This is a genomic window from Streptomyces sp. NPDC058691 (genome assembly GCF_042714775.1).
In the GTDB taxonomy this organism is placed as follows: domain Bacteria; phylum Actinomycetota; class Actinomycetes; order Streptomycetales; family Streptomycetaceae; genus Actinacidiphila.
On the sequence record NZ_JBHXSO010000002.1, the window covers coordinates 194,590 to 221,155 of the forward strand.

Below are 26,566 nucleotides of genomic sequence, written 5' to 3' on the forward strand. Positions count from 1 at the left end.
CGGCCCCCCCGTTCCCCTGGGTGTTGTTTGGGTTTCCCCCCCCCCGGCCCCCCGGCCCGGGGCCGCTTCCGGGGGCCCCGGCCCCGCGGCCCTGGGGGGGGGGGGGGGGCGGGGGGCCCGCACCCCTGTGCCGGAGGCTGAGTCCGAGGCCGGCCGGGTGCGCGTGACGCACTCGGCCGGCCCCGGGCTGCGCGTGGCCGGCGCAGCGCTCAGCATCCTGGCGGCACTGCTCCTCGGTTTCGTCGCCGACGTCGGCCTGCTCGGCCACGTCCGGCACGTCCGCGACCGGCAGGTCGACTACGCCGACCTGCGCGGCCAACTCGCCAACGGCGTCGCCCCCGTGAGCGCGGCGGCGGAGGAGGGCATCACGCCGCTCGGCCCCGGTGTGCCCTTCGCCGTGCTGGAGATCCCGAGGCTGAACCTGCGCGAGGTCGTCGACGAGGGCACCACCGCCCGCACCCTGTCCCGCGGGCCGGGCCACCGTCGCGACACACCCCTGCCCGGCCAGGCCGGGGTCAGCGTCATCATGGGCCGGCAGGGGATGTACGGCGGGCCCTTCCGCAACCTGGACCAAGTGCACGAGGGCTGGGTCATCAAGGTCACCACCGGCCAGGGCACCCACACCTACAAGGTGATCGGCGTGCGCCGCGGCGGCGACCCCCAGCCGCAGGCCGTGGCCCAGGGAGGCGGCCGTCTCACCCTGATCACCGCCGACGGCACGCCCTTCATGCCGTGGGGCATCCTGCGCGTCGACGCCGACCTCGTATCGCCCGCCCAGCCCGCCTCGGCGCCCGCCGTCGCCACGGTCGCCCTGCCGGACGACGAGAAGCCCATGGCCGTCCAGAAGTCCGCCTGGCTGCCCCTGGTCCTGTGGGGTCAGGCCCTTGTGGCCGCGGCGGCCCTGCTCGCGTGGGCCCACGCCCGCTGGGGACGGCGGCACGCCTGGGTCGTGGGTGTTCCCGTGCTCGGCGTGCTCGGCCTGCTCGTCGCGGACAACGCCGCGCTGCTCCTGCCCAACCTGATGTGAGGACCCGCCCGTGACCGAGACCACCATCCCGCTCCCGCCGATCCCCGAGGACGCCGTCCTGGGCGCCACCATCGAAGCCCGCCGCGTCTCCTGCTGGTTCGGCGACCACAAGGTCCTCGAACAGGTCTCCCTGACCATGCCCGCCGGGCAGGTGACCGCCCTCATCGGCCCGTCCGGCTGCGGCAAGTCGACCTTCCTGCGCACCCTGAACCGCATGCACGAACTCGTCCCGTCCGCGTCGCTGGCCGGCGAGGTCCTGCTGGACGGCGAGGACATCTACGCCGCCGGCCGCCGCCTCACCGAGGCCCGCCGCCGTATCGGGATGGTCTTCCAGAAGCCCAACCCGTTCCCGGCGATGTCCATCTACGACAACGTCACCGCGGGCCTGAAGCTCACCGGGCTGCGCGTGCGCAGCGGCGCCAAGGACGACCTCGTCGAGGAGTGCCTCACCAAGGCGGGCCTGTGGAAGGAGGTCAGGTCCCGGCTCCGGCAGCCCGGCGGCGCCCTGTCCGGCGGCCAGCAGCAGCGGCTGTGCATCGCCCGGTCGCTGGCCGTGCGCCCCAAGGTGCTGCTGATGGACGAGCCCTGCTCGGCGCTGGACCCGACGTCCACCCGGCGCATCGAGGAGACGATCCGCGAACTGGCCGACGAGGTCACCATCGTGATCGTCACCCACAACATGCAGCAGGCCGCCCGCGTCTCCGACCAGTGCGCGTTCTTCCTGGCCGAACAGGGCACCCCCGGCGGCATCGTGGAGCACGGCCTCACCACGACCATGTTCTCCACGCCCACCGATCCGCGTACCGCGGACTACGTGGAGGGCCGCTTCGGGTAAGGGAAGGCCATGCCTCCTCAACCGGTCCGTGGAGTCCTCGCCGTCGTCGGCTCGGCCGCCGACGGCGTCGAGTCCCTGCGCGGCGGCCTCGTGCTGCCCGCCCTCGCCCGCGGCTGGCGGGTGGCCGTCACCCTCACGCCCGCCGCGGCCCGCTGGCTGCGCCCCCTCGGCGAGATCGACCGCCTGGAGCGCGCCACGGGCCTGCCGGTGCGCGACGCGCCCCGGCTGCCCACCGAGGCCCGGCCCCACCCGGCCGCGGACTGCCACATCGTGGCGCCCGCCACCGCCAACACCGTCGCCAAACTCGCCCTCGGCATCGGCGACAACCAGGCCCTCACCCAGACCTGCGAGGCCCTCGGCACCCCGGGCGTCCCGGTCGTCGTCCTGCCCGCGGTGAACGCCGCCCACGCCCGGCACCCGGCGTGGCAGCGCCACCTCGCCACGCTCCGCGAGGCCGGCGTCCACCTCGTCGACGACCCGCCCGCCCACCCGCTCCCCGAGCCCCGCGCGTCCCCCACCGCGGCCGAACTCCCCTGGGCCGCCGTACTCGAAGCGCTGGACCGCGTCACCGCCGCCTGAACGCGGGCGGCCGTGCCGCCCGGCCAGTTGGCGCACACGCAGTGCGACCTGCCCGGCACGCGACCAGCTCGTCGCCATGAGCGCATGACCGTCCGAGATGTTGATCACGGATGCCCAGGGCGACGCGTCGTCGGCGTCCGACTCGGGGAATTGGGCGGTCAGTTCCCGATGGAAGGCGCGCCTACCTCCGGCGCCCCGGCCACACCCGGACGGCTTCAGTGGTCGCAGAGGTCCGCCTCGGCCCAGACGACCTTGCCGCCCGACACCGAACGGGAACCCCACCGGCGGGACATCTGGGCGACCAGGAAGAGGCCGCGGCCGTTCTCGTCGATGGTGCGGGCGTGCCGCAGACGTGGGGAGCAGACGTCGGTGTCGAAGACCTCGCAGGTGAGAACGGTGTGCTGGATCAGGCGCAGACCGACCGGGCCGGTGCTGTGGCGGACGGCGTTGGTGACCAGTTCGCTGACGATCAGCTTCGTGGACTCCCCGAGACCTTCCAGGCCCCATTCGTCCAGCTGGAAGGCCGCCAGGTTACGGGCGTGGCGCACGGCGGTCTCGTCACGGGGCAGCGTCCACGAGGCGACCTGGGCCGGGCTGAGGGAGCGGGTGCGGACCAGGAGCAGGGTGACGTCGTCGCACGGTGCCTGGGCCGGGAAGGACGCCGTCGCGAGGTCGCAGAGGTCTTCCAGGGACCGGCCCGGTTGTGCGAGGGAGGCGCCGAGGCGGTGCATTCCCTCGTCGATGTCGTGGCCGCGGGCCTCGATCAGGCCGTCGGTGTACAGGGCGAGGAGGCTTCCCTCGGGCAGTTCCAGCTCCACGGACTCGAAGGGGACCCCCAGCCCGATGCCCAGCGGGGTTCCGGCGGGAAGTTCCGGGAAGGTGACCCGGCCCTGGGGATCGATGATCGCGGGCGGGGGATGCCCGGCCCGTGCCATGGTGCAGCGGCGGGTGGCCGGGTCGTACACGGCGTACAAGCAGGTGGCACCCACCGCCGCGGGGGCCTGGTCGGGCAGGTCGGCGTCCTCGTCGGCCAGGCGCTGGACCGTGTCGTCGAGGTGGGCCAGCAGTTCGTCGGGCGGCAGGTCCATGTCCGCGAGCGTCTGTACGGCCGTGCGGAGCCTGCCCATGGCCGCGGCGGCGTGGAGGCCGTGCCCGACCACATCGCCCACGACCAGGCCCACCCGCGCGCCGGACAGCGGGATGACGTCGAACCAGTCGCCACCGACACCGTGGTCCATGTCGGCGGGCAGGTAGCGCGACGCCGCCTCGACCGCCGTACCGCCCCGCAGACGGCGGGGGAGCAGATTGCGCTGGAGCGCGAGGGCCGCCGTGTGCTCACGGGCGTACTGGCGGGCGTTGTCCAGCGAGACCGCTGCGCGGTTGACGAGCTCCTCGGCCAGCAGCCGGTCGGCCTCCTGGAACGGCATCGGGTCCTGTGTACGGATGAACAGCACCATGCCCAGCACGGTGCGCCGCGCCCGGATGGGCACGATCATCAGCGAGTGCATGCCGTTCTCGTGGACCTTCCGCGCCAGTGCCGGGATCTTGTCGATCCAGATGCCCGGAGCGGTGTCCAGGATCGGCTCCAGATAGGGCTTCCCGGTCTGCAGGACATCACTGAAGGGCGAGTCGGGCGGTACGGGGACCGGCTCGCCGCGCACCCAGGGCGATTCCGGGGCCCCTCGGTGGACCGAGGCCAGCCCGGCGCGCCGGAAGACGGGAAGGCGATCGCCCGTGGGACCGACGCGGACCGGGGGCCCCTCGCCGAACGGGACCGACTGCTCCAGATCGACGGCGACGTAGTCGGCGAGCAGGGGCACGGCGAGCTCGGCCAGTTCCTGGCTGGTCTGCATCACGTCCAAGGTGCTGCCGAGGCGCGCGGTGGCCTCGCCGAGTACGGCCAAGCGCTCGCGCACCCGCCGGCTCTCGGTGACGTCGACGCTGATGACGCACACCCCGAGCGGTTCGCCGTCGGCGCCCTGCAGGCAGTGGAACGAGGCCGCGAACGGGTGCTCCGGGCCCAGCGTCGTCGGCAGCCACGTCCGGTACTCGTGGACCTTGGTCGTACCGCTCTGGAGCACCTGCCGCATCACCGCCTCGAGCGCTTCGGCCTTGGCGCCGGGCAGCGCGTCGGTGAACCGGCTTCCGAGCCGGCGGTCCAGGGGGATGCCGTCGTGGCTCTCCATCACCTCGTTCGCCCAGGTGCACCGCAGCTGCCGGTCGCGAATGACGATGCCGATCGGCGCGCGGGTGAGAAGCGATCCCCGCACCGATCCGGCCGCCGCTTCCCCGGACTGCGCGCCGACGTCGCCCACGGACGCGAGCCACCGCGTCGTTCCGTGCGGCCCCCGAACCATCGAGAACCGCAGCCCGACGTCGATCGTGCGACCGTGCCGGTCGCGCACCTCCGGCGTACCCGACCAGCCGTTGTCGGCCCGGCACTGCTCGACGAACGCCGACACCGTCGGCGCCTCCCCGAATGACGGGAGCAGGACCGCGGCGGACCGGCCCACCACATCGCGGGCGGCATATCCGACCAGCCGCTCGGCGGCCAGTGTCCATGCGACCACCGTCCCCCGCTCGTCGAGCAGCGCGATCGCCGAGTCGGACACCCCGGACGCGTCCGTGTGATCACTGACGGTCACCGTGTCGGTCGTGGTCATCGTGGTCATCGCACTTTCTTCCTCGGGCAGGGTGGGGCGGCGTGCGGCAGTGCACCTGGTTGTCGGTCCAGACGCGATGCGTCCTGCGATATGTCTGTTTCGTGCCATTTACGTGACTGACCGAACAGGGTCCGGATCTGTGACAAGGCGCGGTGGGGCCGGGGCGACGCGCGGGCTCACCGAGGCAGCAGGAAAGCCCCTGCCTGAGGGGCTTCCCTGCCGGTGCGGTTACGGGTTCCGCGGCTTGCGCGCTGCCCGGGCCCGACCGCGCAGACGCACGTCGCCGAGCACGCGGAGGGCGGTGAGCCGGCCGGATGTGGCGTTGTTGCCCGCGCCGGGCCACGTCGCCGCACCGGTCAGATACAGACCGGGGATCGCCGTGCGGTAGCCGCTGTGCCCCGGCATCGGCCGGAAGAGGAAATTCTGGGAGAGGTGGTGGCTGCCGGCGACGCTGTCGCCCCCGACGAGGTTCGGATCGGCCGCTTCCAGGTCCTGAGGGGTGTAAGCGGTGGCGCCGATGATCCGTGACCGGCAACCGGGCGCGTAGTGCTCGAGCTTGGCCAGTACGCGGTCGGTCATCGCCCCGACCGCTTCGGGCCAGCCGGTGTGCCGAATGGCTCCGGCCGCATCCCCGCGGATCACCGAGGGCACCGTGCGGATCTGGATCCACACGACGCAGCGGCCCTCCGGGGCCCTCGTCGGGTCGATCGCCGAGGTCTGTCCCACGACGAGCAGCGGGTCCGCGGGCAGGAGCCCGGCCTGGGTCTCGGTATAGGTGCGGGCCAGATCGTCGACGTACGGTGCCACGTGCACGTAGCCGAAACCTGCCAGTTCGTCTCCTGCCGCCCAGGGCAACGGCCCGGCAAGCGCGAGGTGCAGCATCATGGTGCCGGGGCCGTACCGGTAGCGACGTGCTTTGCGCCGCACGTGCGCGGGCACCTGCTCGGATTCCAGCAGCCGCTCGTACAGGGCCGCGGGCCCGACGTCCGCGATCACGGCGCGGCGCGCCGTCAGGGTGCCGCCGTCGGCGCAGCGCACACCGACGGCCCGGCCGCTCCGGCACAGGACGCGATCCACCTCCGCACCGGTGCGGATCTCGCCGCCGCGCTCCGCCAGTACCGCGGCGAGCGCTTGGGGCAGTCGCTGTGCGCCCCCTTCGACGACGGACATGCCGTTCTCCATGTCGGCGAACATCTCCAGGAGCGGGAACATCGCGCCGCCGGCCACGTCCGGGCCGAAGTCCAGGTGCATGCCCCAGCAAGCCGCCATGGCCCGTGCCTCCCTGGTGGTGAACCAGGTCTCGCCCAGCTCCCGGGTACTCATCAGCAGCGTGTGGACGAGTTCCCCCGCGCCGCGCAGCCCGTGGCGGCGCAGTAGGTCCAGCACCTGCCGAACCGCCTGGGCCGACGGCACGGCGGTTCCGTAGAGGCCGAACAAGTACGGGGCGAATTGCCTGTACCGCTGATAGAGGCCGGCGAAGCCGTCGGCATCGCCGGTGTCGTGTGCCGCCAACTGCCCAAGGGTGCGCGGGTAGTCGGAATGGACCCGCAGGCTCAGTCCGTCAGGGAAGACGTTGGCGTAGGGGCGGTCGGTACTGGCGAAGGTCAGCCCGTGGCGCGACAGATCGGGAGCGAAGTCGGCATAGGCCCGGGATCCGAGGAAGAGGTTCTGGTTGGTGGAGTACAGATCGTGCGTGAACCCGGGCGAGGTGATCTCACCGCTCGCGATGGCACCGCCCACCGCGGCGTTGCGCTCCAGCACTGCCACCGACCACCCGGCGCGGGCCAGGTGGGCCGCGACGAGCCCGTTGTGGCCGCCGCCGATGACGACCGCGTCGTAGGAGCCTGTTGCGTTCATGCCCTGGGTTCCCTGCCACTCTCCCTCTCCCCATGCTCCTCCCGTGGCAGCGGAACGCAACATCGCGGCGGCTCGGGTGCCGGGGTTCGGCGTCGGCGCGGTTCAAGGCCTTTCCAACGGCGGCGTGTTGGCGCACGCCGCGGCAGGGACCGTCACGGAGGGTTGGCCGCCGCCCGGCAGGCACCGCTCGCTGCGCCGCCCGGCACACCGGCCCCGGACAGGCCGCTCACACAGCCTTGCCAGTCGCCGATCACCCCACGGGTGCACGACGCTCTGACGGCATCCGACGCGTCGACGCCCGTCAGTTGGACCATGTTCATGCAGGACGGGATGTCCGCGTGGGCGACGGGGACGGCGAAAGCCGCGCCGCCGAGTGCGATGGTCAGGCCGGTGAGGACACCGGCGATACGGGCTGACGTGCGCATGGGAGGCACCTGCTCTCCGGAACTGGTCGGGGCTCTCAGGGCGCCGAGCAGCGGACCCCATCGGTGCACGACCGGGGACCCGGGCCCCCGCACCCGTCGGCTCGGCAGAACCGCCCCTCCTTCGTCCGACACTAGAACAGCCCGCCACCGCACGCACTCCGGCCCCGAGGCGCCGGCGCCCCTCCTCAGGGGCGTGCGTCACCCCGGTTCACGCAGTGGTACGAGCCGTCGTCATCGCGCACCACACTGTCGTACGACCAGCAGTGAAGCGCGGGCGCCAGCGTCCACATCCGCAGTGATATGAGGACACCGAGGCAGGCGACAGCGGCCCATCCGCCGTACGACCGCCATCCGCTGAGCGCCAGCCCGCCGACGGTCACCAAGGCCCCGAACGCCAACAGGCAGACGACCAGCGGCCCCTGATTCTCCCGCAGCCCGGGACCCGTCTCCATCTCGATGCTCCCCGCGATGCCGAACAGCACCACAGACGCGGCACAGCCGAAGACGAAGGCAACCAGGCAGCCACGGGCGACCCGCATGAAGGGCTCGGCCCCGGCCTCACCCCGCTCGACAGACTGCCCCTGCTCCATGGCTTCTCCTCATCCGCGGCCGGCCGCGATCGTAACGGGCCGGCACACGGCGCCGCAGGAGCCGTTCACGGGCTCTGCCACTTTCCTTGCAGGCAAACCCCCTCGACCTATAAATTGATCTTCGCCGTGCGGGCGCAAGCCGGAATGCAGGGTCGCAAGACCTCCTTTGCCGAGCGGCGAGAGAAAGACATCATGATTGAAGCGTCGATCCGCGCTGTGGCCGGCCTCATCCCCGTTTTCGCGGCGGTGGCGGTTCTCATCGCCGTACCGGTGGCGCTGCTGGCACGGGCCAAGAAGTGGCCGACAACAGCGGTCACCCTTTGGTCCGTGTCGCTGGCAGGCGTTCTTGCGGTAACCCTTCTGCCAGGCGGGATGGGTAATTCGGGCGGAGATATCACCTGTTACATCGGCCCGTCTTTCAGGGGTGTGCTGTCCACGACCCCGGGGCAGTTGAACGTGCTGCTCTTCGTTCCCGTCAGCGCCTTCGGGGTGAGTGCCTTCCGGCGGCCGGTGCCCGTACTCGGCGGCGGCCTGCTGCTCTCCGGCGGTGTCGAACTGCTCCAGGCGCTCCTGCCACTCGGCCGGTCGTGCGGTTACTCCGACCTCGCGGCCAACACGCTCGGCACGGTTGCCGGTGTGCTCTGCGGCCTGGCCTGGCTTGCCATCAGGCGGCGTGGGCCGGCTATCTCCTGGCGGGAGACGAGACGATCCATCTCCTGTCTCGGCGCCGGCGGGGCGGTGGTCGCCGCGGCACTTTGCTTCGGGGTCACGCCCCTCCACGCGGGTGCCGAAGCCGTCGGGGCGACAGCGGAACAAGACAGGTGGGCGCGCAGCGTCGCAGTCCAGGTGTACGGCCCCGACACCAAGGTGGTCCAGGTCAAGCAGCGAGAGGCAGCACCAGGTTTTCCAGGAAAAGTGGATGTCACCACCGACCAGGGAAATCTGATGCTTCTGTGGCCCGAACGCAAGATTCAGAGCGTATTCTCCGTCGACAGCAAGGACGATGGAGGGTCTCTCACGGCCGAGCAGGCGCGGGCGGTCGGTGAGCGATTCGCGGAAAAGTGGTACGCGGACGAGATCCGAGGAGGCAGGGCCACCTTTGATCCCCTCGCAAAAAATGGGGCCCCTTACGTATTGAGCTATCGTCGCTACAAAGACGACGTCATGATGCCCCTGCGACTCGACATCACGGTCACGTCGTCCGGCCGCATCATGGAAATCAACGCCCGCCTCCTCCCCGACCCCGACCTGCCCAAGCCAGAGCTGAGCGAGGCGGCGGCGAAGAAGCGTGCCGAACAATTGTCCGGCATGAAAGCCGGGGACCCGGCCTTCATGATCGCCCAAGAGGTCTTCGGGGCCTGGCGTCCGGTTTGGGTCATCAACATGATCCAGGACGGAGAATCCGGCCCTCACGGCACTGCTGTGCATCTGGACGCGATTTCCGGCCAGATGGTTCAGTCCCAGGAATAGGTGAGTGTCCCGGGGCGAGCGCGGCGAGTTACCCGCGAAAACCCGGTGCCGGCCGGCAGGACTCGAACCTGCTCTCGTCCGGCTGTCCGGCCAGCTTCTGGTCGACCGTTCGACCTGCTCCGCAGATAGCTGCGGTGAACCAATCGAGGCGCACTGCGACACACATTCGACAGAGCCGTGAGTACGCGCCGTTGGAGACGCCTCGCCTTCTACGGGCGATCCGCATGCGTGCTCACAGTTCGATGAAGGGTGCCCGCGGTTTCCGCTGCCAAGCGACGAATATCGCTGGACCGGGCGCTCGCCGGTCCCGATACTCACCATCGTGATCGCGCTGCCTGTGCTGTGGCTGTACGGGGCGTCCGGGGTCGGGAAGACCACCGTGGCCTGGGAGGTGTTCGTCCAGCTCGCCAGGGTGGGCGCGCCCACCGGATATGTGGACATCGACCAGATCGGGATGTGCTACGCGCCGCCGACGCCACGACACTGGGCGCCCGAGCCGGACACGGATCCGGGCCGCCATCGGCTCAAAGCGCGCACTCTCGACGCGGTAGTGGCCAACTTCCGCGACGCGGGTGCGAGGTTCTTGGTCGTTCCGGGCGTCACCGACCCTGATCGCGGAGTGGAAGCCGACCTCGTGCCGCACGCTACGGTGACGGCCTGCCGACTGCGAGCAGAGCCGGCGGAGCTGCGCCGGCGACTGGCTGCCCGCGGTCGCCCGAACGACGATTTCACAGAGCAGCTCGCGTACGCCGACGCCCTTGACCGTGCCTTCCCGACCGGCCTGTGCATCGACACGACCGGTCTGACCGTCGCCGAGGTCGCCGACCGCGTCCGCACGCGCACCGGCTGGCCCTGTCCGCGGGAACGGGTGGAAAACCCGAGCACGATGCGACGGGAACCGGACCGCACGCCGGGCAGCATCCTCTGGCTGTGCGGGCCGGCCGCCATCGGCAAGTCCACGGTCGGCTGGGAGGTGTACCAGCAGGTTCGCCGGGCCGGTGTGCACGCCGCATTCGTTGACCTCGACCAGATCGGCTTCCACCGCCCCATCCCGACCGACGACCCGGGCAACCACCGGCTCAAGGCCGCCAACCTGGCCGCGGTCTGGGGCACGTTTCGGGCCAACGGAGCGGAATGTCTGATCGCCGTCGGCCCACTCGGCCGGCCCGAGGACATGAGGGCGTACACCGCAGCGCTGCCCGCCGCCACGATCACCCTGTGCCAACTGCGCGCCGGCCAGGGAACACTGGCCGACCGAGCCATGCGCCGGGGCCGAGGCATCACTCCGGCCCCGGGGCTCGCCGGCGACCAACTGATCGGCCAACCGCAGGCACGACTACGCGAGATCTCCGATCAGGCGGCACGGAACCTCGACGCCTTGGACGGGTTTGGTGATCTGCAAGTGGGCACCGACGACCGGCCCGCAAACGAGATTGCCGCAGAGATCCTCGGGCGTACTCGATGGCCTTCGCCGGTTCACTGAGGCTCCGCTTTGCGGGGAGCCCGTTGCCGCCTACGGATGGCTCCGCCCTGAGAGGCCGGATCACGTGCGGACGAGTACTTCTTCTCGAACAGAATGCCGGCATGACGGTGATCTCGATTGGTGCTGAGCAGGTCGCCGCTGCAGTCGACGCCCGGAGCTGTGAGGGGTTCGCCCTGATTGCGCTCGATGGCATGGGGGGTTCCGGGAAATCGACCCTGGCGGGGGCTCTTGCCGAGTTGGGCGGCGCCGTGGTTGTGCATGGTGACGACTTCTACCGCCCCATGGACGCGGAGGAGCGCGCCAGGCTGGATCCTGTGCAGGGCTACCACCGTTACTTCGACTGGCAGCGACTGCGCGAGGAGGTGCTCGCCCCCCTTGCCGGTGGCTGCGAGGCCGCCTACCGGCGCTACGACTGGAGTACCGGGGCCCTGGCGCCGGACGAGATCCACACCGTCTCCCGCTCGGGCTTGGTCGTGGTCGAGGGCGTGTGCACCGCCCGGCCCGAACTTGCCGACCACTACGACCTGGTGGTCCATGTGGACACCCCGCGCGAGGAATCCCTGCGCCGGCTCCGCGAGCGCGGTCACGATCACGGCCCGATCGACTGGGAGTCCCGCCGGCGCCTGGCCGAAGAGCACTACCTGGCTGTGACCCGCCTTCAGGAACGGGCCGACTTGGTGCTCCCCGGGCACTGAACTGTCCCCGTGCGCTGGGTTCTCGCCGGCAAGCCGTATCGCGAGCCGTTCCCGACTTCGGCTCCGGCGGCCTCCTTCCGCGCGGAACCGGTGTCCGCCACTTGCCGCGGCGAGGCCTCTCCTGGGCTGGATCCGCCGCCGTCCCCGCGGCGGCCGACGGCTGCACGCCTTCTTCGCCACGCTCTACTACGCGGGGCCCCGTCCCGGAGGCAGCGGTGGCCATGCGCGTCCTGAACGTCCGGCTGCCGGCAGGGGACGACGAAGACGTCCTCGTGGGGTCGGTTTTCCGCCGGGCCTGACGCTCCGCCCGGCAGCAGGTGCTCGCCCCGGCGGAGTTCGCCTCGCCGCTCGGAAAGCGCGTGTGTATGACCTGCGCATACCTGCTTGACGACGTGGCTGAACGCGGGGATTCCGCCGGCGCAGGTGGCCAAGTGGGCGGGCAACGGCGTCCCCGTCCTGCTTGCCACCTACGCGCGTTGTATCTCCGGTCGGCTCGGAGATCATCAGAGGCGGATCGAGGCCGGGGGAGACCTCCCCGATCCGGACGAAGATCGCTGAACGGCTGCGAAAACTTCGGCGCGTATTCGACAGAGCCACCCGCGAACACCCGGTGACAGCCGGACAGCGTCGGACCGTTCTCATGATCACCCGGGGGAGTTCCGGCGCTGCGGCGCTCGCTCCGGCAGGCGTGCGACCAGCAAAAAGCCCCTCCCTGGGGGAGGGGCGCAAGACGTGCCCCCGGCAGGACTCGAACCTGCGGCCAAGCGCTTAGAAGGCGCCTGCTCTATCCACTGAGCTACGGGGGCCGGACGATGGCCGCGACCGAACCCGCCCCTTGGTGTCGACGGTATCCGTGACCTTGCCGGGGACAAGGATAGGGCGCGGCTGATGTGCGGCCGGTTGCTTCGCCTTCATGACACGTTGTGTAGGTTCGGTGAAGCGGTCTGATAATCGCAGGCAGGTGCGAATGTCGCACCAGTTTTGACGCCCCAGTCGGCGGCTGTTGTGTACTCGTTATGCCGCTGTCTCTCGCGGCCCATCCGCCCCGTTGGGACCCTCTTGCGGGCCGAAAGGCGTGAAGTACGCGAAATACACTTCAAAAACCCACCAAAATGGGGCATTCTGCGTCTGTGGCGATCTTGGACACGAGGCCCGAGCTGCTGGACGTGCTCTCCGCGATGCGCGACCGCGTTGACGCCGCGCGCTTTCCTCTCCCGATTCCCGGCGCGGAGCGGGCCTGCCGCACGCGCCGGGAGCTGCTGGCGCAGCTCGACGACTATCTGGTGCCCCGGTTGCGGGCGCCGGAGGCGCCGTTGCTGGCGGTGGTCGGCGGGTCGACGGGCGCGGGGAAGTCGACGCTGGTCAACTCGCTGATCGGGCGGCGGGTGAGCGACGCGGGGGTGCTGCGGCCGACGACGCGAACACCGGTGCTGGTGTGCCATCCGGAGGACCGGGCGTGGTTCGCCGATCCGCGGGTGCTGCCGGGGCTGGCGCGAGCCTGGGCACCGCGGCCGCGCGCCGCGAGCGACGCGGACGACGGGGGCCGTGAGGCGGACGACGACAATGCCGCCTCCGACGGCCCGCTGTGGCTCCGGCTGGAGACCGACGACACCTTGCCGCGCGGGCTGGCGCTGCTCGACGCGCCCGACATCGACTCCCTCGTCGTGCGCAACCGCGAACTCGCCGCCGAGCTGCTCTGCGCCGCCGACATCTGGATCCTGGTGACCACCGCGGCCCGGTACGCCGACGCGGTGCCGTGGCATCTGCTGCGCACCGCCAAGGAGTACGACGTCACCCTGGCCACCGTGCTGGACCGGGTGCCGCACCAGATCCTCGACGACGTCTCCGACCACTACGCCGCGCTGCTGGACCGGGCCGGACTCGGGGACGTACCGCGCTTCACCGTGCCGGAGCTGCCGGAGTCGGCGGGCGGCGGCGGGCTGTTGCCGCACACCGCCGTGGCCGCGCTCGGCAGCTGGCTCGCCCACTGCGCGGAGGACCCGGCAGCGCGGCACCAGGCGGCCCGGCGCACCGCGTCCGGCGTGCTCGGCTCGCTCGACAGCCGGCTGCCGGAACTCGCGGGCGCGTCCGCCGCCCAGCACGCGGCGGCGACGCGCCTGGCACGGTACGTGGACGACGCGTACGACGCGGCGCAGGACGCCTTCGACGAGGCCGTGACCTCGGGGGCGGCGCTCGCCGGCGAGGCGCTGGCGTGCTGGCGCGGCTACCCGGACTGCGGCTCCGTGGCCCTGCAGAGCGCGCTCGCCGACGGCCTGGCGGTACTCCTGCGCACGCGGATCACCGCCGCCGACGAACGCATCCTGGACGGCTGGCGGCGCGACCGCGCGGGCAGTGCCCCTCTGGAGGCGGCCATCGGGATGCCCGCCGACGAGGGCCTCGAGGACCGCATCGAGGAGGCCGTCGCCGACTGGAGCTGGAACCTGAGCAGGATCGCGTACGAGGCCGTGAGTTCCGCGCCCGAGGACGTGGACCCCGAGGACGCGGCCGCGCTGCTCGGTGTCGTCCTGCTCGGTGGCCGCGCGGGCACCCCCGCCGGTGAACGGCTCGCCACGCTGGGCGGGGCCTTGGCCGCGCTGCGGGCCGGCGACCGGGCGCGCGAGGCGCTGGACCGGATCGTCGGGGAACTGCTGGACGCCGAACGCGAGCGCCGCATGCGGCCGGTGGACGCCCTGGACGTCACGGCGGGCCAGCAGGCATCCCTGATCGCGGAGCTCTCCGTGATGCAGAAGTCGTACGGACACTGGGAGAGGTGAGCGGGTGCTCGCGGAACGGGTGGACGCGCTGTCGGAACTGCTGGGGCTGTCGCGCACGCGGGTGAGCCCTGAGGCGCTGGACGGGGCCGGGGAGCTCCTGGAACGGGTCGGCGACCGGCGCAGGCTGTCGGCGGACCACACCGTGGTGGCGCTCGCCGGAGCGACGGGCAGCGGGAAGTCGTCGCTGTTCAACGCCCTGACCGGGCTGGATCTCGCGCGCGTCGGCGTGCGCCGGCCCACGACGTCCGAGCCGGTGGCCTGCGCCTGGGACCCCCGGGGCGCGGCCGGGCTGCTGGACCGGCTCGGCATCCCGCCGCGGCACCGGCACGCCCGGCACAGCGTGCTCGACGGCGCGCACCCGGCGGGGGAGGGGGGCACGGAACACGACGGGACCGTCGGGACCTTCGGATCCGGCGGCCTCGGCGGGCTCGTTCTGCTCGACCTCCCCGACCACGACTCGGCGGCGCTGACCCACCGCGACCAGGTGGACCGGCTGCTCACCCTGGTCGATGTCGTCGTGTGGGTGCTGGACCCGGAGAAGTACGCGGACGCGTCCGTGCACGAACGCTATCTGCGGCCGCTCGCCGGGCACGCCGACGTCACCCTCGTCGTCCTGAACCAGACCGACCGGCTGCCGGGCGACTCCGCGGAACTCGTCCTGGACGATCTGCGCCGCCTCCTGGACGAGGACGGCCTCGCGGTCGGCGAGCACGGCGAGGACGGCGCCATGGTGCTGGCCACCTCCGCGCTGAGCGGTGACGGCGTGCCCGAACTGCGGTCGGCGATCGGGCAGATCGTGGCGGAGCGCGCCGCGGCGGGCCGGCGGCTGTCGGCGGACGTGGACGGGCTCGCCGAACGACTGCGCCCGCTGTACGTCGCGGAGGGCGCCACAGGCCTGACGGACGCGGCACGCGAGGACTTCGCGGTCCGGCTCGCACAGGCGGTCGGCGCCGGGGCCGCCGGGCGGACCGCCGAACGGGAGTGGCTCCGGGCCGCCGACGAGGCGTGCGGGACACCGTGGAGACGGCTGCCGGGCCTCGGCCGCGGGGGTGCACGGGCCTCGGCCGGGGACGGGCCGCACGACGTGACGCCGGGCGGGCGGCGTCCCGCACTCGCCGCGTCGCGGGCGGCTGTGGAGGACGCGGTGCGCATGGTCGCGGCGGACGCGGCCGTGGGACTGCCCGCCCCCTGGGCGCAGGCGGTCCGCGAGGCGGCCCGGCGCGGCGGTGACGCTCTGCCGGAGGCGCTGGACGCCGCGGCGGATCGCGCCGAGCCTGGCGAGCCGGGGCGGCCGGGCTGGTGGTCCGCGGTGGGCACGGCGCAGTGGCTGCTGGCGCTGCTGGTGATGGCGGGCACCCTGTGCGGCGCCGCGGCCGCGGCGGGTGCGGTGGGCGCGCCGTGGTGGCTGTCGCTGGTGCTGCTGGGTGCCGGGGCGGGCGGCGGGCCCGCGCTGGCCCGGGCCGGCCACTTCGCGGCGCGCGGTCCGGCCAGGCGGCACGGGCAGGCGGCGGAGCGCCGGCTGGCGGACGCGGCGGCCGACTGCGGCCGGGCCCGAGTGCTGGAGCCGGTCGCGGCGGAGCTGCTGCGCTACCGGGAAGTGCGGGAGCAGTACGGGGTTCTGGCCGGTCGCCACTTCCGGGTGACGGAGTTGTCCACAACCGGGTAGTAATCCACAGGTTGAATCCGATTTCTCCATGGCTGCCGTCGGCGGGGCACGATGTCCTTGTCGCGCGGACGGCGGCGAAAGGGCCGCCGGCGGTGGCACGAAAACAAGGGGGAATCGGTTGTGAGCGAGACGCTGGTCACGGTCGTCGGAAATGTCGCGACTCGGCCGGAATTCAGGAAGACGCCGACGGGTGTGCCGGTGGCCCGATTCCGTCTGGCCGCCACCGCGCGTCGTTTTGACCGGGAGCGCGGCGGCTGGTCGGACGGTCACACCAGTTTCTACACGGTGTGGGCCTGGCGGTCACTCGGGGAGCACGTGGTGGCCTCGGTGGGGGTGGGAGAACCCCTGCTGGTCCAGGGGCGGCTGAGGGTGCGTGAGGAAGAGCGGGACGGCAAGCGCTGGATCTCGGCCGACATCGACGCGGTCGCCGCGGGCCACGACCTGACCCGGGGGACGTCGGCGTTCCGCCGTGTGGCCCTGCCCCGAACGGAGTTGACGGTTCCGCAGCAGGCGCCGGGGGGCGGGGAATCCATGCCGGCGGACCCGGCGGCAGTCCTGTCCGGATAATCCGGACAGCGGGTATTTCGCACCACGCGAACGCGCGAGGATTTATCGACAATCTCGCGTTCACACGTACGCGCCGGTAACGATTGCGATTCGAATTCCCGGGCCACCGTGAATCCTGATGGCTTTGATACGTGTGCTTCCTAGGATTCTGCGGGTACCCCGGCGTTCCACGGGGATCCACAGCTGTCGGCGAGGCACGTGCCCCACGACCGGCCTCGCCCGGAGGGGAATTTCATGTTCACTGTACGGAGGCGGGGAGCTGCCCGTCTTGCCGCCGCGATAGTGGCCTCCGGCCTCATCGCGGTCGGTTCCATGGCCGGCGCCGGGTCCGCTGCGGCGGACGACGCGACCCCCACCGCGGGCGCCAAGGCCACTCTCGGCGGTCTCAAGACCTTCGACAAGGCCGTCATCCACGACAACGGCAAGGACGAGAAGGTCTCTGCCGGTCTCTTCGAGATGACCGTCGATGGTGGCGGCACCATCCAGACGTACTGCATCGACATCCACAACCCCACCCAGGGCAAGGCCGGCTACAAGGAAGTCTCCTGGGACCAGTCGAGCCTGCACAACAACTCGAACGCGGGCAAGATCAACTGGATCCTGCAGCACTCGTACCCGCAGGTGAACGACCTGGCGGCGCTCAAGTCCGCGGCCAAGCTCAGCGGTGACCTCACCCCGCAGCTCGCCGCCGCCGGCACGCAGGTCGCCATCTGGCGCTTCTCGGACAACGCCGACGTGGACGCGGTGAACCCCGTCGCGGAGGAACTCGCCGAGTACCTGGGCAAGAACGCGGAGAACCTCGAGGAGCCGGCGGCCTCGCTGACCCTCGACCCGCCGGCCGTCTCCGGCAAGGCCGGTGACCTGCTCGGCCCGATCACCGTCCACACCAACGCCGCCAGCGTCACGGTGAGCCCCGCGCCGAGCACCCCCGAGGGCGTGAAGATCACCGACAAGGACGGCCAAGAGGTCAGCACCGCCAAGGACGGCGACGCGCTGTACTTCGACATCGCGGCCGGCACCCCGGACGGCACCACGTCCCTGACGGCCTCCGCCAACACCAAGCTCCCGGTCGGCCGTGCCTTCACCGGCATCGACACCACCACGCAGGTGCAGATCCTGGCCGGCTCCAGCGACAGCACCGTCACCGCGTCGGCCACCGGCACCTGGGCCGCCAAGGGCCCGATCCCGGCGGTCTCCGCCCAGGTCGACTGCGACAAGAACGGCGTCGACGTCACCGCCACCAACGAGGGTGACCAGCCCTTCACGTTCTCGCTGTCCGGCAAGGACTACACGATCGAGGCCGGCAAGTCCGAGACCGTGACCGTCCCGGTGGACGAGGACCAGTCGTACAAGATCACCATCACGGGTCCGAACGGCTTCGAGAAGACCTTCGAGGGTGTCCTCGACTGCGACACCGCCGGCTCCGGCGGCGGCAGCACCCCCTCCTCCTCGCCCAGCCCGGCCTCGGCCGGCGGCTCCAGCGAGGGCACCACTGACACCGGCTCCACCACCAGCGGCGACCTCGCCGAGACCGGCTCCAGCAGCGCCACCCCGGTGATCGCCGGCATCGCGATCGTGCTGGTCCTCATCGGTGGCGGCGCGGTCTTCTTCCTGCGGAAGAAGAAGCCGGCCGCTCCTGCCGAGTGAACTGACTGACCGGCTCCGGCCGTAGTCCAGCCCCAGGGGGCGGAGGTCACCGACCTCCGCCCCCTGGGCGCTTTCCCGGCTCTTCCCAGGAACCCTCTTCCCGGCGCCGGCGTCCGTAGCCTTCGGTACAGCGGTGAGAGGGGCGGGAGATGCGCGCAAGGTGGGCCACGGCCGGGATCGTGGGGGCCGTGGTCCTGGCCGGGACGGTCCTGTACGCCAATGAAGCGGTTCCGGCGGCGCCACGCGTCGACCCGGCGCTCGAACGGGCGGTGCTCCCCGTGGTGGACCGCTACCTGCTCACGGACTCCCTGAGCCCTTTCGCCGGTGACGGTTTCCCCGAGGAGAACGGAGCCGCCTCGCGCGGTTTCTGCACGGAGCGAGTCGTCGAGATCCGGCCCGCCGGAGCCGGTCTGCGAGTGGGACTGGTGGCCTGGTGCGGGCACTTCGCACGGCACGGCTCCCGGATGACGGCGCTCGACGCCGGAATCTCGGCAGGGGTGTTGACCGTGTCTCCGGCCTCGGCGCCCGCCCGGGTGAGCGACGTCTCGTGGGAGCCCGACGGCGACTCCTCCGCCTGGGCGGCGGCACACTTCTCCCCCGGAGGCGCCGCCGAGGCCGAACGCCTCACCGGCGATGCCACCGCCAACCTGACCGACCCGGAGGCCAAGGCCCGCGCCGCGTTCGGCCTGTCCGCGAGCGGCGCCCCGCGCTGACGACCCGGTACCTTCGACGGTGTGATCACCGTGTCGAACGACGAACTGATCGCCGCCGCGCAGGCCGTGCTCCACCCGCACCGGGTGGGTGACCGGCTGTTCGGCGACGTGGGCTGCACGCTGGTCACCGAGGCCGGCAACCTGTACTCGGGCGTGTGCATCGACACCGGGTCGGGCACCGGATTCTGTGCGGAGCACGCGGCCATCGCCGCCATGGTCACCGCCCGCGAGTACCGGATCGCCAAGGTCGTCGCCGTATGGCGCAACGACGAGGGCGCGTTGCACGTCCTGCCGCCGTGCGGCCGCTGCCGGGAGTTCATGCGCCAGATCACCCCGGCGAACCTGGATACAGAAGTGGTCCTCGGACGCACCAGGACGGCCAGACTCCGTGACCTGCTGCCCGTCCACGAGTGGCCCGACCCGCTGGGCTGACCTGTAACTGCCCGTGCCTGCCCGGGCCGGGCCCAGCCGCCCGGACGACCGCCGGCGACCGGTGGTGACAGATCGACTACCTGTGCCGCTTGAGAGTTCGCAGGTCACAGGGCTCCCGACTTACTGGTTTCCGCCGAGGGGTGGCGGTCAGGCAAGATGGGGTGTATCTGCCCACACATCGATTGCCGGACGGTTTCTCTTGGCTGAGTTCATCTACACCATGCGCAAGACGCGCAAGGCGCACGGCGACAAGGTGATCCTCGACGACGTCACCCTGAGCTTCCTCCCCGGAGCGAAGATCGGTGTCGTGGGGCCGAACGGCGCCGGTAAGTCCACGGTGCTCAAGATCATGGCGGGTCTGGAGCAGCCGTCCAACGGTGACGCGTTCCTTTCACCCGGTTACAGCGTCGGCATCCTGCTGCAGGAGCCCCCGCTGGACGAGTCCAAGACCGTGCTGGAGAACGTCCAGGACGGCGTGGGCCCGATCAAGCGCAAGCTGGACCGCTTCAACGAGATCGCCGAGCTGATGGCGACCGACTACTCCGACGCGCTGCTCGACGAGATGGGCAAGCTGCAGGAGGAGCTGGACCACGCCAACGCCTGGGACCTGGACGCCCAGCTGGAGCAGGCGATGGACGCCCTCGGCTGCCCGCCCGGCGACTGGGCGGTGACCAACCTCTCCGGTGGTGAGAAGCGCCGCGTCGCGCTCTGCAAGCTGCTGCTGGAGGCCCCCGACCTGCTGCTGCTCGACGAGCCCACCAACCACCTGGACGCCGAGTCCGTCCAGTGGCTGGAGCAGCACCTGGCCAAGTACGCGGGCACCGTCGTGGCGATCACCCACGACCGGTACTTCCTGGACAACGTGGCCGAGTGGATCCTCGAGCTCGACCGCGGTCGCGCCTACCCCTACCAGGGCAACTACTCCACGTACCTGGAGACCAAGCAGTCCCGTCTCAAGGTCGAGGGCGCGAAGGACGCCAAGCGCGCCAAGCGGCTCAAGGAAGAGCTGGAGTGGGTCCGCTCCAACGCCAAGGGCCGGCAGGCCAAGTCCAAGGCGCGTCTGGCCCGCTACGAGGAGATGGCCGCCGAAGCCGAGAAGATGCGCAAGCTCGACTTCGAGGAGATCCAGATCCCGCCGGGCCCGCGCCTGGGCAGCATCGTGGTCGAGGTCAGCAACCTCTCCAAGGCGTTCGGCGAGAAGGTCCTCATCGACGACCTCTCCTTCACCCTGCCGCGCAACGGCATCGTGGGTGTCATCGGCCCCAACGGCGCCGGCAAGACCACGCTGTTCAAGATGATCCAGGGCCTGGAGGCCCCGGACTCCGGCACGATCAAGGTCGGCGAGACGGTCAAGATCTCGTACGTCGACCAGACCCGCGCCAACATCGACCCCAAGAAGACCCTCTGGGCGGTCGTGTCGGACGAGCTGGACTACATCAACGTCGGCCAGGTCGAGATGCCGTCCCGCGCCTACGTCAGCGCCTTCGGCTTCAAGGGCCCGGACCAGCAGAAGCCGGCCGGCGTGCTCTCCGGCGGTGAGCGCAACCGCCTCAACCTGGCGCTCACCCTCAAGCAGGGCGGCAACCTGCTGCTCCTCGACGAGCCGACCAACGACCTCGACGTCGAGACCCTGTCCTCGCTGGAGAACGCGCTGCTGGACTTCCCCGGCTGCGCCGTGGTCGTCTCCCACGACCGCTGGTTCCTGGACCGGGTGGCCACCCACATCCTCGCCTACGAGGGCGAGTCCAAGTGGTTCTGGTTCGAGGGCAACTACGAGTCCTACGAGAAGAACAAGGTCGAGCGGCTCGGCCCGGACGCGGCCCGTCCGCACCGCGCCACGTACAAGAAGCTCACCCGGGGCTGATCATCTGATGGCCCGTCACATCTACCCCTGCCCGATGCGCTGGTCGGACATGGACGCCTTCGGGCACGTCAACAACGTCGTCTTCCTCCGCTACTTGGAGGAGGCGCGTGTCGACTTCATGTTCCGGCTGGCGCCCGGGGAGGGCAGCGCGTCGTTCACCGGCGGTTCGGTCATCGCCCGCCACGAGATCGACTACCTGCGCCCGCTGGTCCACCGGCACGAGCCGGTGACCGTCGAGACGTGGGTGACCAAGGTGGGGGCGGCCTCGATGACCGTCGCGTACGAGATCAAGGACGGGGAGACCGTCTACGTGCGGGCCTCCACGATCGTCGTCCCGTACAACCTCGAGCAGGGGAGGCCGCGGCGGATCACCGCCGAGGAGCGCGCGTTCCTGGAGGAGTATTACGACGACAGCGCCTCCGCCAGTGCCTCCGCCGACGCGGGCGCCGGCAAGGAGGAGGCAGCGGCCGCATGACAGCGTCGCTGCGGCTCGCCGAGGCCAGGGAGGCGGAGGGTCTCGCCGCCTTCCTGGCGCGGCTGCTGCGCTGGGACAAGGCCGCGGCCGTCCGGCTGCAGGCGTTCGGAAATGTGCTCGCGGTCTTCGGGCAGCCGCCCTTCGGGGGCGGGGTGCTGGCCGTGCACACGGCGGAACTCGCCGAGGCGTACGAGTTCGACGCCACCGTCGCCGCCGGGCAACTGCTCGACGGCCTCGACGAGGAGACCGGCACGGTCGCCGTGCCGGCCGCCGTCACCGGCCCCGCCTGGGCCGGGATGCTGCCGCCGCGCGGCGGCTGGCGGCGCGTGGAGGGGCTGCCCTCCCCGGACGACGTGCGGGCGGTGGCCGCCGCGGTGGTGACGGAGTTCCGCACCCGCAGCGAGGCCCTGGTGCCCGAGCACCGCACCCGGGCGGAACTCGACGCGCTGGCGGAGGACATCTGGTCCCGGCAGCTCGGCACGACCGGCCTGCCGCTGCGGGCGGTGCACGCCGCCCACGCCCTCGGCTTCCTGCGCCCGGTGCGCGCCACCGTCCCGGCCCCGCGCACGGCGGGCGGGGACGGGGAGCTCGCGATGGACCTGCTGGCGGCGGGGTCGTGGCTGCGGCTCCGCACGTCGTACGGCTCGGTCGCGGTGCGCCGCGGCAGCGGCCTGGGGCTCACGGTCAGCCCCGTCTGACCGCCGGGCAGCCGGGCCGGGCGATCCGGCGCGGCGCCCGGCGCGAGGTCCGTCCAGCGCGAGCTCTGTCAGCCGGTTGAGTTCACCATCGACGCGGCCGCGTACACCAGGTAGTCCCAGAGCTGCCGCTCGTGGTCGGGCTCCAGGCCCAGTTCGTCCACGGCGTCGCGCATGTGGCGCAGCCACGCGTCGTGCGCCTCCTGGTCGACCTGGAAGGGCGCGTGCCGCATCCGCAGCCGCGGGTGGCCGCGATTCTCGCTGTAGGTGCGCGGGCCGCCCCAGTACTGCATGAGGAAGAGCACCAGGCGCTCCTCCGCGGGGCCCAGGTCCTCCTCGGGGTACATCGGCCGCAGGACCGGGTCCTGCGCGACGCCCTCGTAGAAGCGGTGGACGAGCCGCCGGAAGGTCGGCTCGCCGCCCACCGCCTCGTAGAACGTCTGCTGGTCGAGTGTGCCCCGCGGGATCTCAGTCACGTGTCCCATGGTCTCAGACGGCCCGGCGGAGCCGGGAGTCAGTCGCGCACGATCGTGATCGTCGTCCAGGCGCCCACGTGTACGCGGTCCCCGTCCGTGAGCGGTACGGGCACGAAGGGCGCGATCGGGTCCTCGCCGTCGTTGACCGTGGTGCCGTTGGTGGAGCTCTGGTCGACCACCGACCAGCTGCCGTCCGGCTGCTGCACGAGCACGGCGTGCTTGTGGGAGACGCCCGGGTCCTCGGGCGCCCGCGCCAGATCGATGTCGGGTGCCTCGCCGGTGCTGTGCCGGCGACGGCCGATGGTGATCTGCGGGCCCGTGAGCGGCAGACGCTGCTCGGGGGAGTAGGAGGGGTAGTACAGGCCCTGCGCCTCGGGGCCGCTGCGGCCCATCATCGCGGTGAAGTACTCCCGGTCGGCGGCGATCACGGCGGTCCAGGTGCCGGGGCCCGCCGGCGCCGCCCCGGGCTCGTGCGCGGCGGGCGGGGTGAGCAGGAAGTCGCCGGAGCCGGCCGTGACCGACTCCGGCTCCAGCGGCTCGGCGGGCCGGTTCACCTGCGACGGGCGGGTCAGGGACGACGACTCGTAGCGCTGGTACGGCGGCATGCCGGGCTGGGCGGCCGGGAACGGCGGCGCGGCCGTCCCGCCGGCCGGTGCCTGCGGGACGAAGGTCGTGCCCACGTGCGTGACGAAGTTGTAGCGGCACTCCTCGCAGAACTGCGCGTAGCCCTCGCGGGGAGTCCCGCAGTGGGGGCACGGCTCCGCGGCCGCCGTGGCGTCCGGGTCGTAGGCCCGGCCGCCGCCGTAGCCGCGGCCGGGGTCGTAGCCGGGGTCATAACCGGGGTTGTACCCGGGGTCGTAGCCGCCCGAGTACGGCGGTGGGGGCGGTGGCGGCGGGTAGGAGGAGGCGGGTGGGGCGGAGGTGGCCGCCGGTGAGGTCATGCGCATCCCGCACACCTCGCACCAGTCGTCCGTCGCGGACTCATGACCGTTCGGGCAAGTCGACATGTCGTTTTCTCTCCCCCTCCGCCCCGTTTTACCCCACCACGCTACTTCTTGACGCGGACAGTCTTCGTCGAACGCGTCTCCAGGGTCATCTCGTCGGCGTCCGCGACCCTGGCCTTCAGCCGCACAGTACCCGTCGCCGCGTCGACCACGTCCACCACCTTGGCCAGCAGTTTCGCGGTGTCCTCGTTGCCCGAGGCGCTGGCCAGCTGCACCGCGCGGCCGAGTTTGGCGGTCGCGGAGTCGAAGTCGCCCTGCTTGCGGGCCTCCAGGCCCTGCTGGATGACCTGGGCCAGCTCCGCCTGGCCGGTGTAGTGGGCGACCTGGGGGTTGATCCGGGTGGAGGCGACCATGTCGTCGGTCCACACGGCCCGTACCAGGCCCTGCCCGAGCACCTGCGGCGTGCCGTCCGGCTGCGGCTGGACGAGCGAGATCCGGGCCGCCAGCATCTCCTGGCCCACTCCGGCCGTCGGCACGACCACGTTGACGTGGTAGTCGCGGGACTCGTCGCCCCAGGAACCGGTCGGGTAGTCGCCGGCCCGGGGACCGGCCTCGGCGCGCCGGGCGGTGAGGTCCTCGACGGTGGGCGCCACCTGCTTCACGTACTGGATCTCCGCACCCTGCGGAGTCCACACGCGCAGGGCCACGTCCGCGACCTCCTTGCCCATGGCCGTCTCCATCATCTGCCGGAAGTCGGCCTCCAGGCCGGACGGGTCGGCGACGATGTCGACGGAACCGAGCAGCGCCGAGGCGATGCCGGTCAGCTCCTTGACCTCCCAGTCGGTGCCGACGCCGCGCGCGTCGCAGGTGAAGCGGCCCGCGCAGGCGTCGAGGGCGGCCCGCAGGTCCTCCGGCTTCTCGTGCTCGTTGCGGCCGTCGGTCAGCAGGATGCCGTGGCGTATCGACACGTCGGCGGTGGACAGCAGCCGGTCGGCCAGCCGCAGCCAGGTGCCGATCGCGGTGCCGCCGCCCGCGCTGAGCCGGCGCAGCGCCTGCTTGGCCTGGTGGCGGGTGGTGGGGTCGGCCACGGCCAGGCCCCCGTCGGCCGGGTAGACCTCCTTGGCCTGGTGCGTGCCGGCCACCACCGCGAAGGCGACCCCGTCGCGGATGGTGTCGATGGCCGTGGCCGTCGCGTCGCGGGCACTGCGCATCTTGGTCGGCGGGTAGTCCATGGAGCCCGAGCAGTCCACCATGATCACAACCGCCGCGCCGGGGCGTGTGCCGGGCAGGTCGGTGGGGGTCTGGCTGGCCAGCGGCAGCCCGCCCGAGGTGCCGCCGCCCGTCGAGGTCACGGTGACGATCGCGTTGACCTCGCGGCCGCCTTCCGGGAGGAACTCGTTCTGGTAGATGTCGACGGAGAACTGCGGCACGTTCGACTTGGAGAAGTTGGCCATCGGGTGCGCTCCTTGCGCTTGTCAACCAAGAAGAAGGATCAACGAGTCAACGAGTTGAGGAGTGGTGGAGTCGAGGTCAGGCCACCGGGAAGGGCAGCACGGCCACGGTGATGTTGTCGTGTCCTCCGCCGTCGATGGCGACGCCCACCAGGGTGCGGGCGCAGTGCAGCGGCCGGGCGCGGGCGTCCTCGGGCATCACCGAGGCGAGCTCCGCGGCCGATTCCGCGTAGTTCCACAGTCCGTCGGTGCACACCACCACTACACCCGGTCCGTCCGGCTCGAAGGAAGCGGTGTGCGGGTCCAGTTCGACCGCGTCCGCCCCGAGCCACCCGGTGATGGCGTGGGCCCGCTCGTCCGCGTACGCCTCGGCCTGCGTCATCAGGCCGAGCGAGACCATGCGCTCGGCCCAGGAGTCGTCCTCGGTCAGCCGGGCGGCGGGGACCGAGCGGTCGTCGGGGATCCAGTAGGCGCGGCTGTCGCCGATCCAGCCGACGGTGAAGGTCTTGCCCGAGGTGACCGCGCTGACGCACGTGCAGGCGGGCGCGTTCTGGTGCCGCCGGCTCTCCTCCTCGGGGGTCTCGGCGGCCAGGTCGGCGACGGCCTGCGCGGCGACCAGCAGGGCCTCGCGCATCGCCTCCTCGGGCCGCACGCCGCGCGACAGCGAGGGCACCAGCGCCTTCACCGCCGCCTCCGCCGCGGTCTCCGAGGCGTCGTCGGGACGGTACGCCGACGAGACGCCGTCGCACACGACGGCGACGACCGACGGAGTGCCGTCCGGCAACGTGGTGGTCGACAGCGCGAAGGCGTCCTCGTTGCGGTGGTGCCGCAGGCCCCGGTCGGTGACCGCGGCCACCCCGCCGAGCTCCACTTCCTGGTGGTCGCGCGGACGCGGCTGGGCGTGGCCGCAGCGCTCGCAGTAGCCGTCGGCGTCGATGGTGCCCACCTCGCAGGCCACGCAGTGCGGCCGGGGGGCCGGCGCGGCGCCCGGCTGCTCGACACGGGGGTCGGCGATGCGGGCCTGGGTGAGCCCCGAGGTGCCGAGGCCGAAGGCGAGGGTGTCGGACTCCCCGGCGGGCGGGGCGAGTTCGTACGCCTCCGGCTCCTCGGGCGGCGCGAGCGCGTAGCCGTCAGGCCGCCGCGGGGCGGTCAGATCGGCGCCGCAGGCGTCGCAGAACTTGTCGGCGGGCTCCAGAGGCTCGGCGCACTCCGGGCAAACGGTCGTCTGGGGCATGGCG

The 26,566-nt window shown here is 71.7% G+C and carries 23 protein-coding genes and 1 tRNA gene; 15 read left to right on the plus strand and 9 right to left on the minus strand.

Features of this window, described 5'->3' with window-relative positions; genetic code table 11:
• Positions 1-127 precede the first annotated feature (127 nt).
• Genes ACFWVC_RS02365 through ACFWVC_RS02375 form a run of 3 tightly spaced genes read left to right on the plus strand, consistent with a single transcriptional unit; the run spans position 128 to position 2,441 of the window.
• On the plus strand, positions 128-1,027 hold the full coding sequence (locus ACFWVC_RS02365; protein ID WP_384274533.1) for a sortase: 900 nt from the start codon (positions 128-130) through the stop codon (positions 1,025-1,027).
• A 58-nt stretch (positions 1,028-1,085) separates the two neighbouring features.
• Positions 1,086-1,862: a phosphate ABC transporter ATP-binding protein gene (locus tag ACFWVC_RS02370; protein WP_384274992.1), complete on the plus strand. Its 777-nt coding sequence runs from the start codon at positions 1,086-1,088 to the stop codon at positions 1,860-1,862.
• Between the two features lie 9 nt (positions 1,863-1,871).
• Positions 1,872-2,441, plus strand: a complete 570-nt coding sequence (locus ACFWVC_RS02375; RefSeq protein WP_384274539.1) for a flavoprotein — start codon at positions 1,872-1,874, stop codon at positions 2,439-2,441.
• Between the two features lie 215 nt (positions 2,442-2,656).
• Here the strand turns inward: ACFWVC_RS02375 and ACFWVC_RS02380 are convergent, their stop codons facing one another.
• The 4 genes from ACFWVC_RS02380 to ACFWVC_RS02395 all read right to left on the minus strand — a co-directional run bounded on the left by ACFWVC_RS02380 (position 2,657) and on the right by ACFWVC_RS02395 (position 7,976).
• The gene (locus ACFWVC_RS02380) at positions 2,657-5,104 is read right to left on the minus strand and encodes a SpoIIE family protein phosphatase (protein WP_384274999.1); all 2,448 of its coding nucleotides are present in this window, start codon (positions 5,102-5,104) and stop codon (positions 2,657-2,659) included.
• Between the two features lie 228 nt (positions 5,105-5,332).
• Positions 5,333-6,961, minus strand: coding sequence for a phytoene desaturase family protein (locus ACFWVC_RS02385; protein ID WP_384274546.1), 1,629 nt, complete (start codon positions 6,959-6,961; stop codon positions 5,333-5,335).
• A gap of 152 nt (positions 6,962-7,113) precedes the next feature.
• Positions 7,114-7,386, minus strand: a complete 273-nt coding sequence (locus tag ACFWVC_RS02390) for a hypothetical protein (protein ID WP_384274551.1) — start codon at positions 7,384-7,386, stop codon at positions 7,114-7,116.
• 185 nt (positions 7,387-7,571) lie between these two features.
• A complete protein-coding gene (locus tag ACFWVC_RS02395; protein WP_384274554.1) occupies positions 7,572-7,976 on the minus strand; it encodes a hypothetical protein in 405 nt (134 codons plus the stop codon).
• Positions 7,977-8,090: 114 nt separating this feature from the next.
• Between ACFWVC_RS02395 and ACFWVC_RS02400 the strand changes: the two genes are divergently transcribed.
• The 3 genes from ACFWVC_RS02400 to ACFWVC_RS02410 all read left to right on the plus strand — a co-directional run bounded on the left by ACFWVC_RS02400 (position 8,091) and on the right by ACFWVC_RS02410 (position 11,624).
• Positions 8,091-9,446, plus strand: a complete 1,356-nt coding sequence (locus tag ACFWVC_RS02400; protein WP_384274557.1) for a VanZ family protein — start codon at positions 8,091-8,093, stop codon at positions 9,444-9,446.
• A gap of 322 nt (positions 9,447-9,768) precedes the next feature.
• Complete coding sequence (locus ACFWVC_RS02405) at positions 9,769-10,929, plus strand: hypothetical protein (RefSeq protein ID WP_384274562.1); 1,161 nt, start codon at positions 9,769-9,771, stop codon at positions 10,927-10,929.
• Between the two features lie 101 nt (positions 10,930-11,030).
• On the plus strand, positions 11,031-11,624 hold the full coding sequence (locus ACFWVC_RS02410) for a uridine kinase (protein WP_384274566.1): 594 nt from the start codon (positions 11,031-11,033) through the stop codon (positions 11,622-11,624).
• Between the two features lie 733 nt (positions 11,625-12,357).
• On the opposite strand, the gene ACFWVC_RS02415 is transcribed toward ACFWVC_RS02410, so the two are convergent.
• A tRNA-Arg gene (locus ACFWVC_RS02415) sits at positions 12,358-12,430 on the minus strand.
• A gap of 324 nt (positions 12,431-12,754) precedes the next feature.
• Between ACFWVC_RS02415 and ACFWVC_RS02420 the strand changes: the two genes are divergently transcribed.
• The 9 genes from ACFWVC_RS02420 (at position 12,755) to ACFWVC_RS02460 (ending at position 22,460) form a co-directional block, all read left to right on the plus strand.
• Positions 12,755-14,398, plus strand: coding sequence for a dynamin family protein (locus ACFWVC_RS02420; RefSeq protein ID WP_384274573.1), 1,644 nt, complete (start codon positions 12,755-12,757; stop codon positions 14,396-14,398).
• 4 nt (positions 14,399-14,402) lie between these two features.
• Entirely contained in the window at positions 14,403-16,064 is a 1,662-nt protein-coding gene (locus tag ACFWVC_RS02425; protein ID WP_384274579.1) for a GTPase, read from the plus strand.
• A gap of 120 nt (positions 16,065-16,184) precedes the next feature.
• Positions 16,185-16,631 carry a single-stranded DNA-binding protein gene (locus tag ACFWVC_RS02430; RefSeq protein WP_384274585.1) on the plus strand — a complete coding sequence of 149 codons (447 nt, stop codon included), beginning with the start codon at positions 16,185-16,187 and terminating at the stop codon, positions 16,629-16,631.
• Between the two features lie 234 nt (positions 16,632-16,865).
• On the plus strand, positions 16,866-18,278 hold the full coding sequence (locus tag ACFWVC_RS02435; protein ID WP_384274589.1) for an LAETG motif-containing sortase-dependent surface protein: 1,413 nt from the start codon (positions 16,866-16,868) through the stop codon (positions 18,276-18,278).
• Between the two features lie 149 nt (positions 18,279-18,427).
• The gene (locus ACFWVC_RS02440; RefSeq protein WP_384274594.1) at positions 18,428-18,991 is read left to right on the plus strand and encodes a hypothetical protein; all 564 of its coding nucleotides are present in this window, start codon (positions 18,428-18,430) and stop codon (positions 18,989-18,991) included.
• Between the two features lie 21 nt (positions 18,992-19,012).
• Positions 19,013-19,423, plus strand: a complete 411-nt coding sequence (locus ACFWVC_RS02445; protein ID WP_384274600.1) for a cytidine deaminase family protein — start codon at positions 19,013-19,015, stop codon at positions 19,421-19,423.
• Positions 19,424-19,622: 199 nt separating this feature from the next.
• Positions 19,623-21,287 carry an energy-dependent translational throttle protein EttA gene (gene ettA, locus ACFWVC_RS02450; protein WP_384274606.1) on the plus strand — a complete coding sequence of 555 codons (1,665 nt, stop codon included), beginning with the start codon at positions 19,623-19,625 and terminating at the stop codon, positions 21,285-21,287.
• Positions 21,288-21,294: 7 nt separating this feature from the next.
• The gene (locus ACFWVC_RS02455) at positions 21,295-21,762 is read left to right on the plus strand and encodes an acyl-CoA thioesterase (RefSeq protein ID WP_384274611.1); all 468 of its coding nucleotides are present in this window, start codon (positions 21,295-21,297) and stop codon (positions 21,760-21,762) included.
• Complete coding sequence (locus ACFWVC_RS02460) at positions 21,759-22,460, plus strand: hypothetical protein (RefSeq protein WP_384274615.1); 702 nt, start codon at positions 21,759-21,761, stop codon at positions 22,458-22,460. The genes ACFWVC_RS02455 and ACFWVC_RS02460 overlap by 4 nt, the downstream gene beginning before the upstream one ends.
• A 68-nt stretch (positions 22,461-22,528) precedes the next feature.
• Here the strand turns inward: ACFWVC_RS02460 and ACFWVC_RS02465 are convergent, their stop codons facing one another.
• From ACFWVC_RS02465 to ACFWVC_RS02480, 4 genes are all read right to left on the minus strand, one after another.
• Positions 22,529-22,942: a globin gene (locus ACFWVC_RS02465; RefSeq protein WP_384274619.1), complete on the minus strand. Its 414-nt coding sequence runs from the start codon at positions 22,940-22,942 to the stop codon at positions 22,529-22,531.
• Between the two features lie 29 nt (positions 22,943-22,971).
• Positions 22,972-23,880 (minus strand): FHA domain-containing protein, encoded by a 909-nt coding sequence (locus tag ACFWVC_RS02470; protein WP_384274625.1) that lies wholly within the window; start codon positions 23,878-23,880, stop codon positions 22,972-22,974.
• 101 nt (positions 23,881-23,981) lie between these two features.
• A complete protein-coding gene (locus ACFWVC_RS02475; protein WP_384274631.1) occupies positions 23,982-25,331 on the minus strand; it encodes a VWA domain-containing protein in 1,350 nt (449 codons plus the stop codon).
• A gap of 76 nt (positions 25,332-25,407) precedes the next feature.
• Entirely contained in the window at positions 25,408-26,562 is a 1,155-nt protein-coding gene (locus ACFWVC_RS02480; RefSeq protein ID WP_384274638.1) for a PP2C family serine/threonine-protein phosphatase, read from the minus strand.
• Positions 26,563-26,566 lie beyond the last annotated feature (4 nt).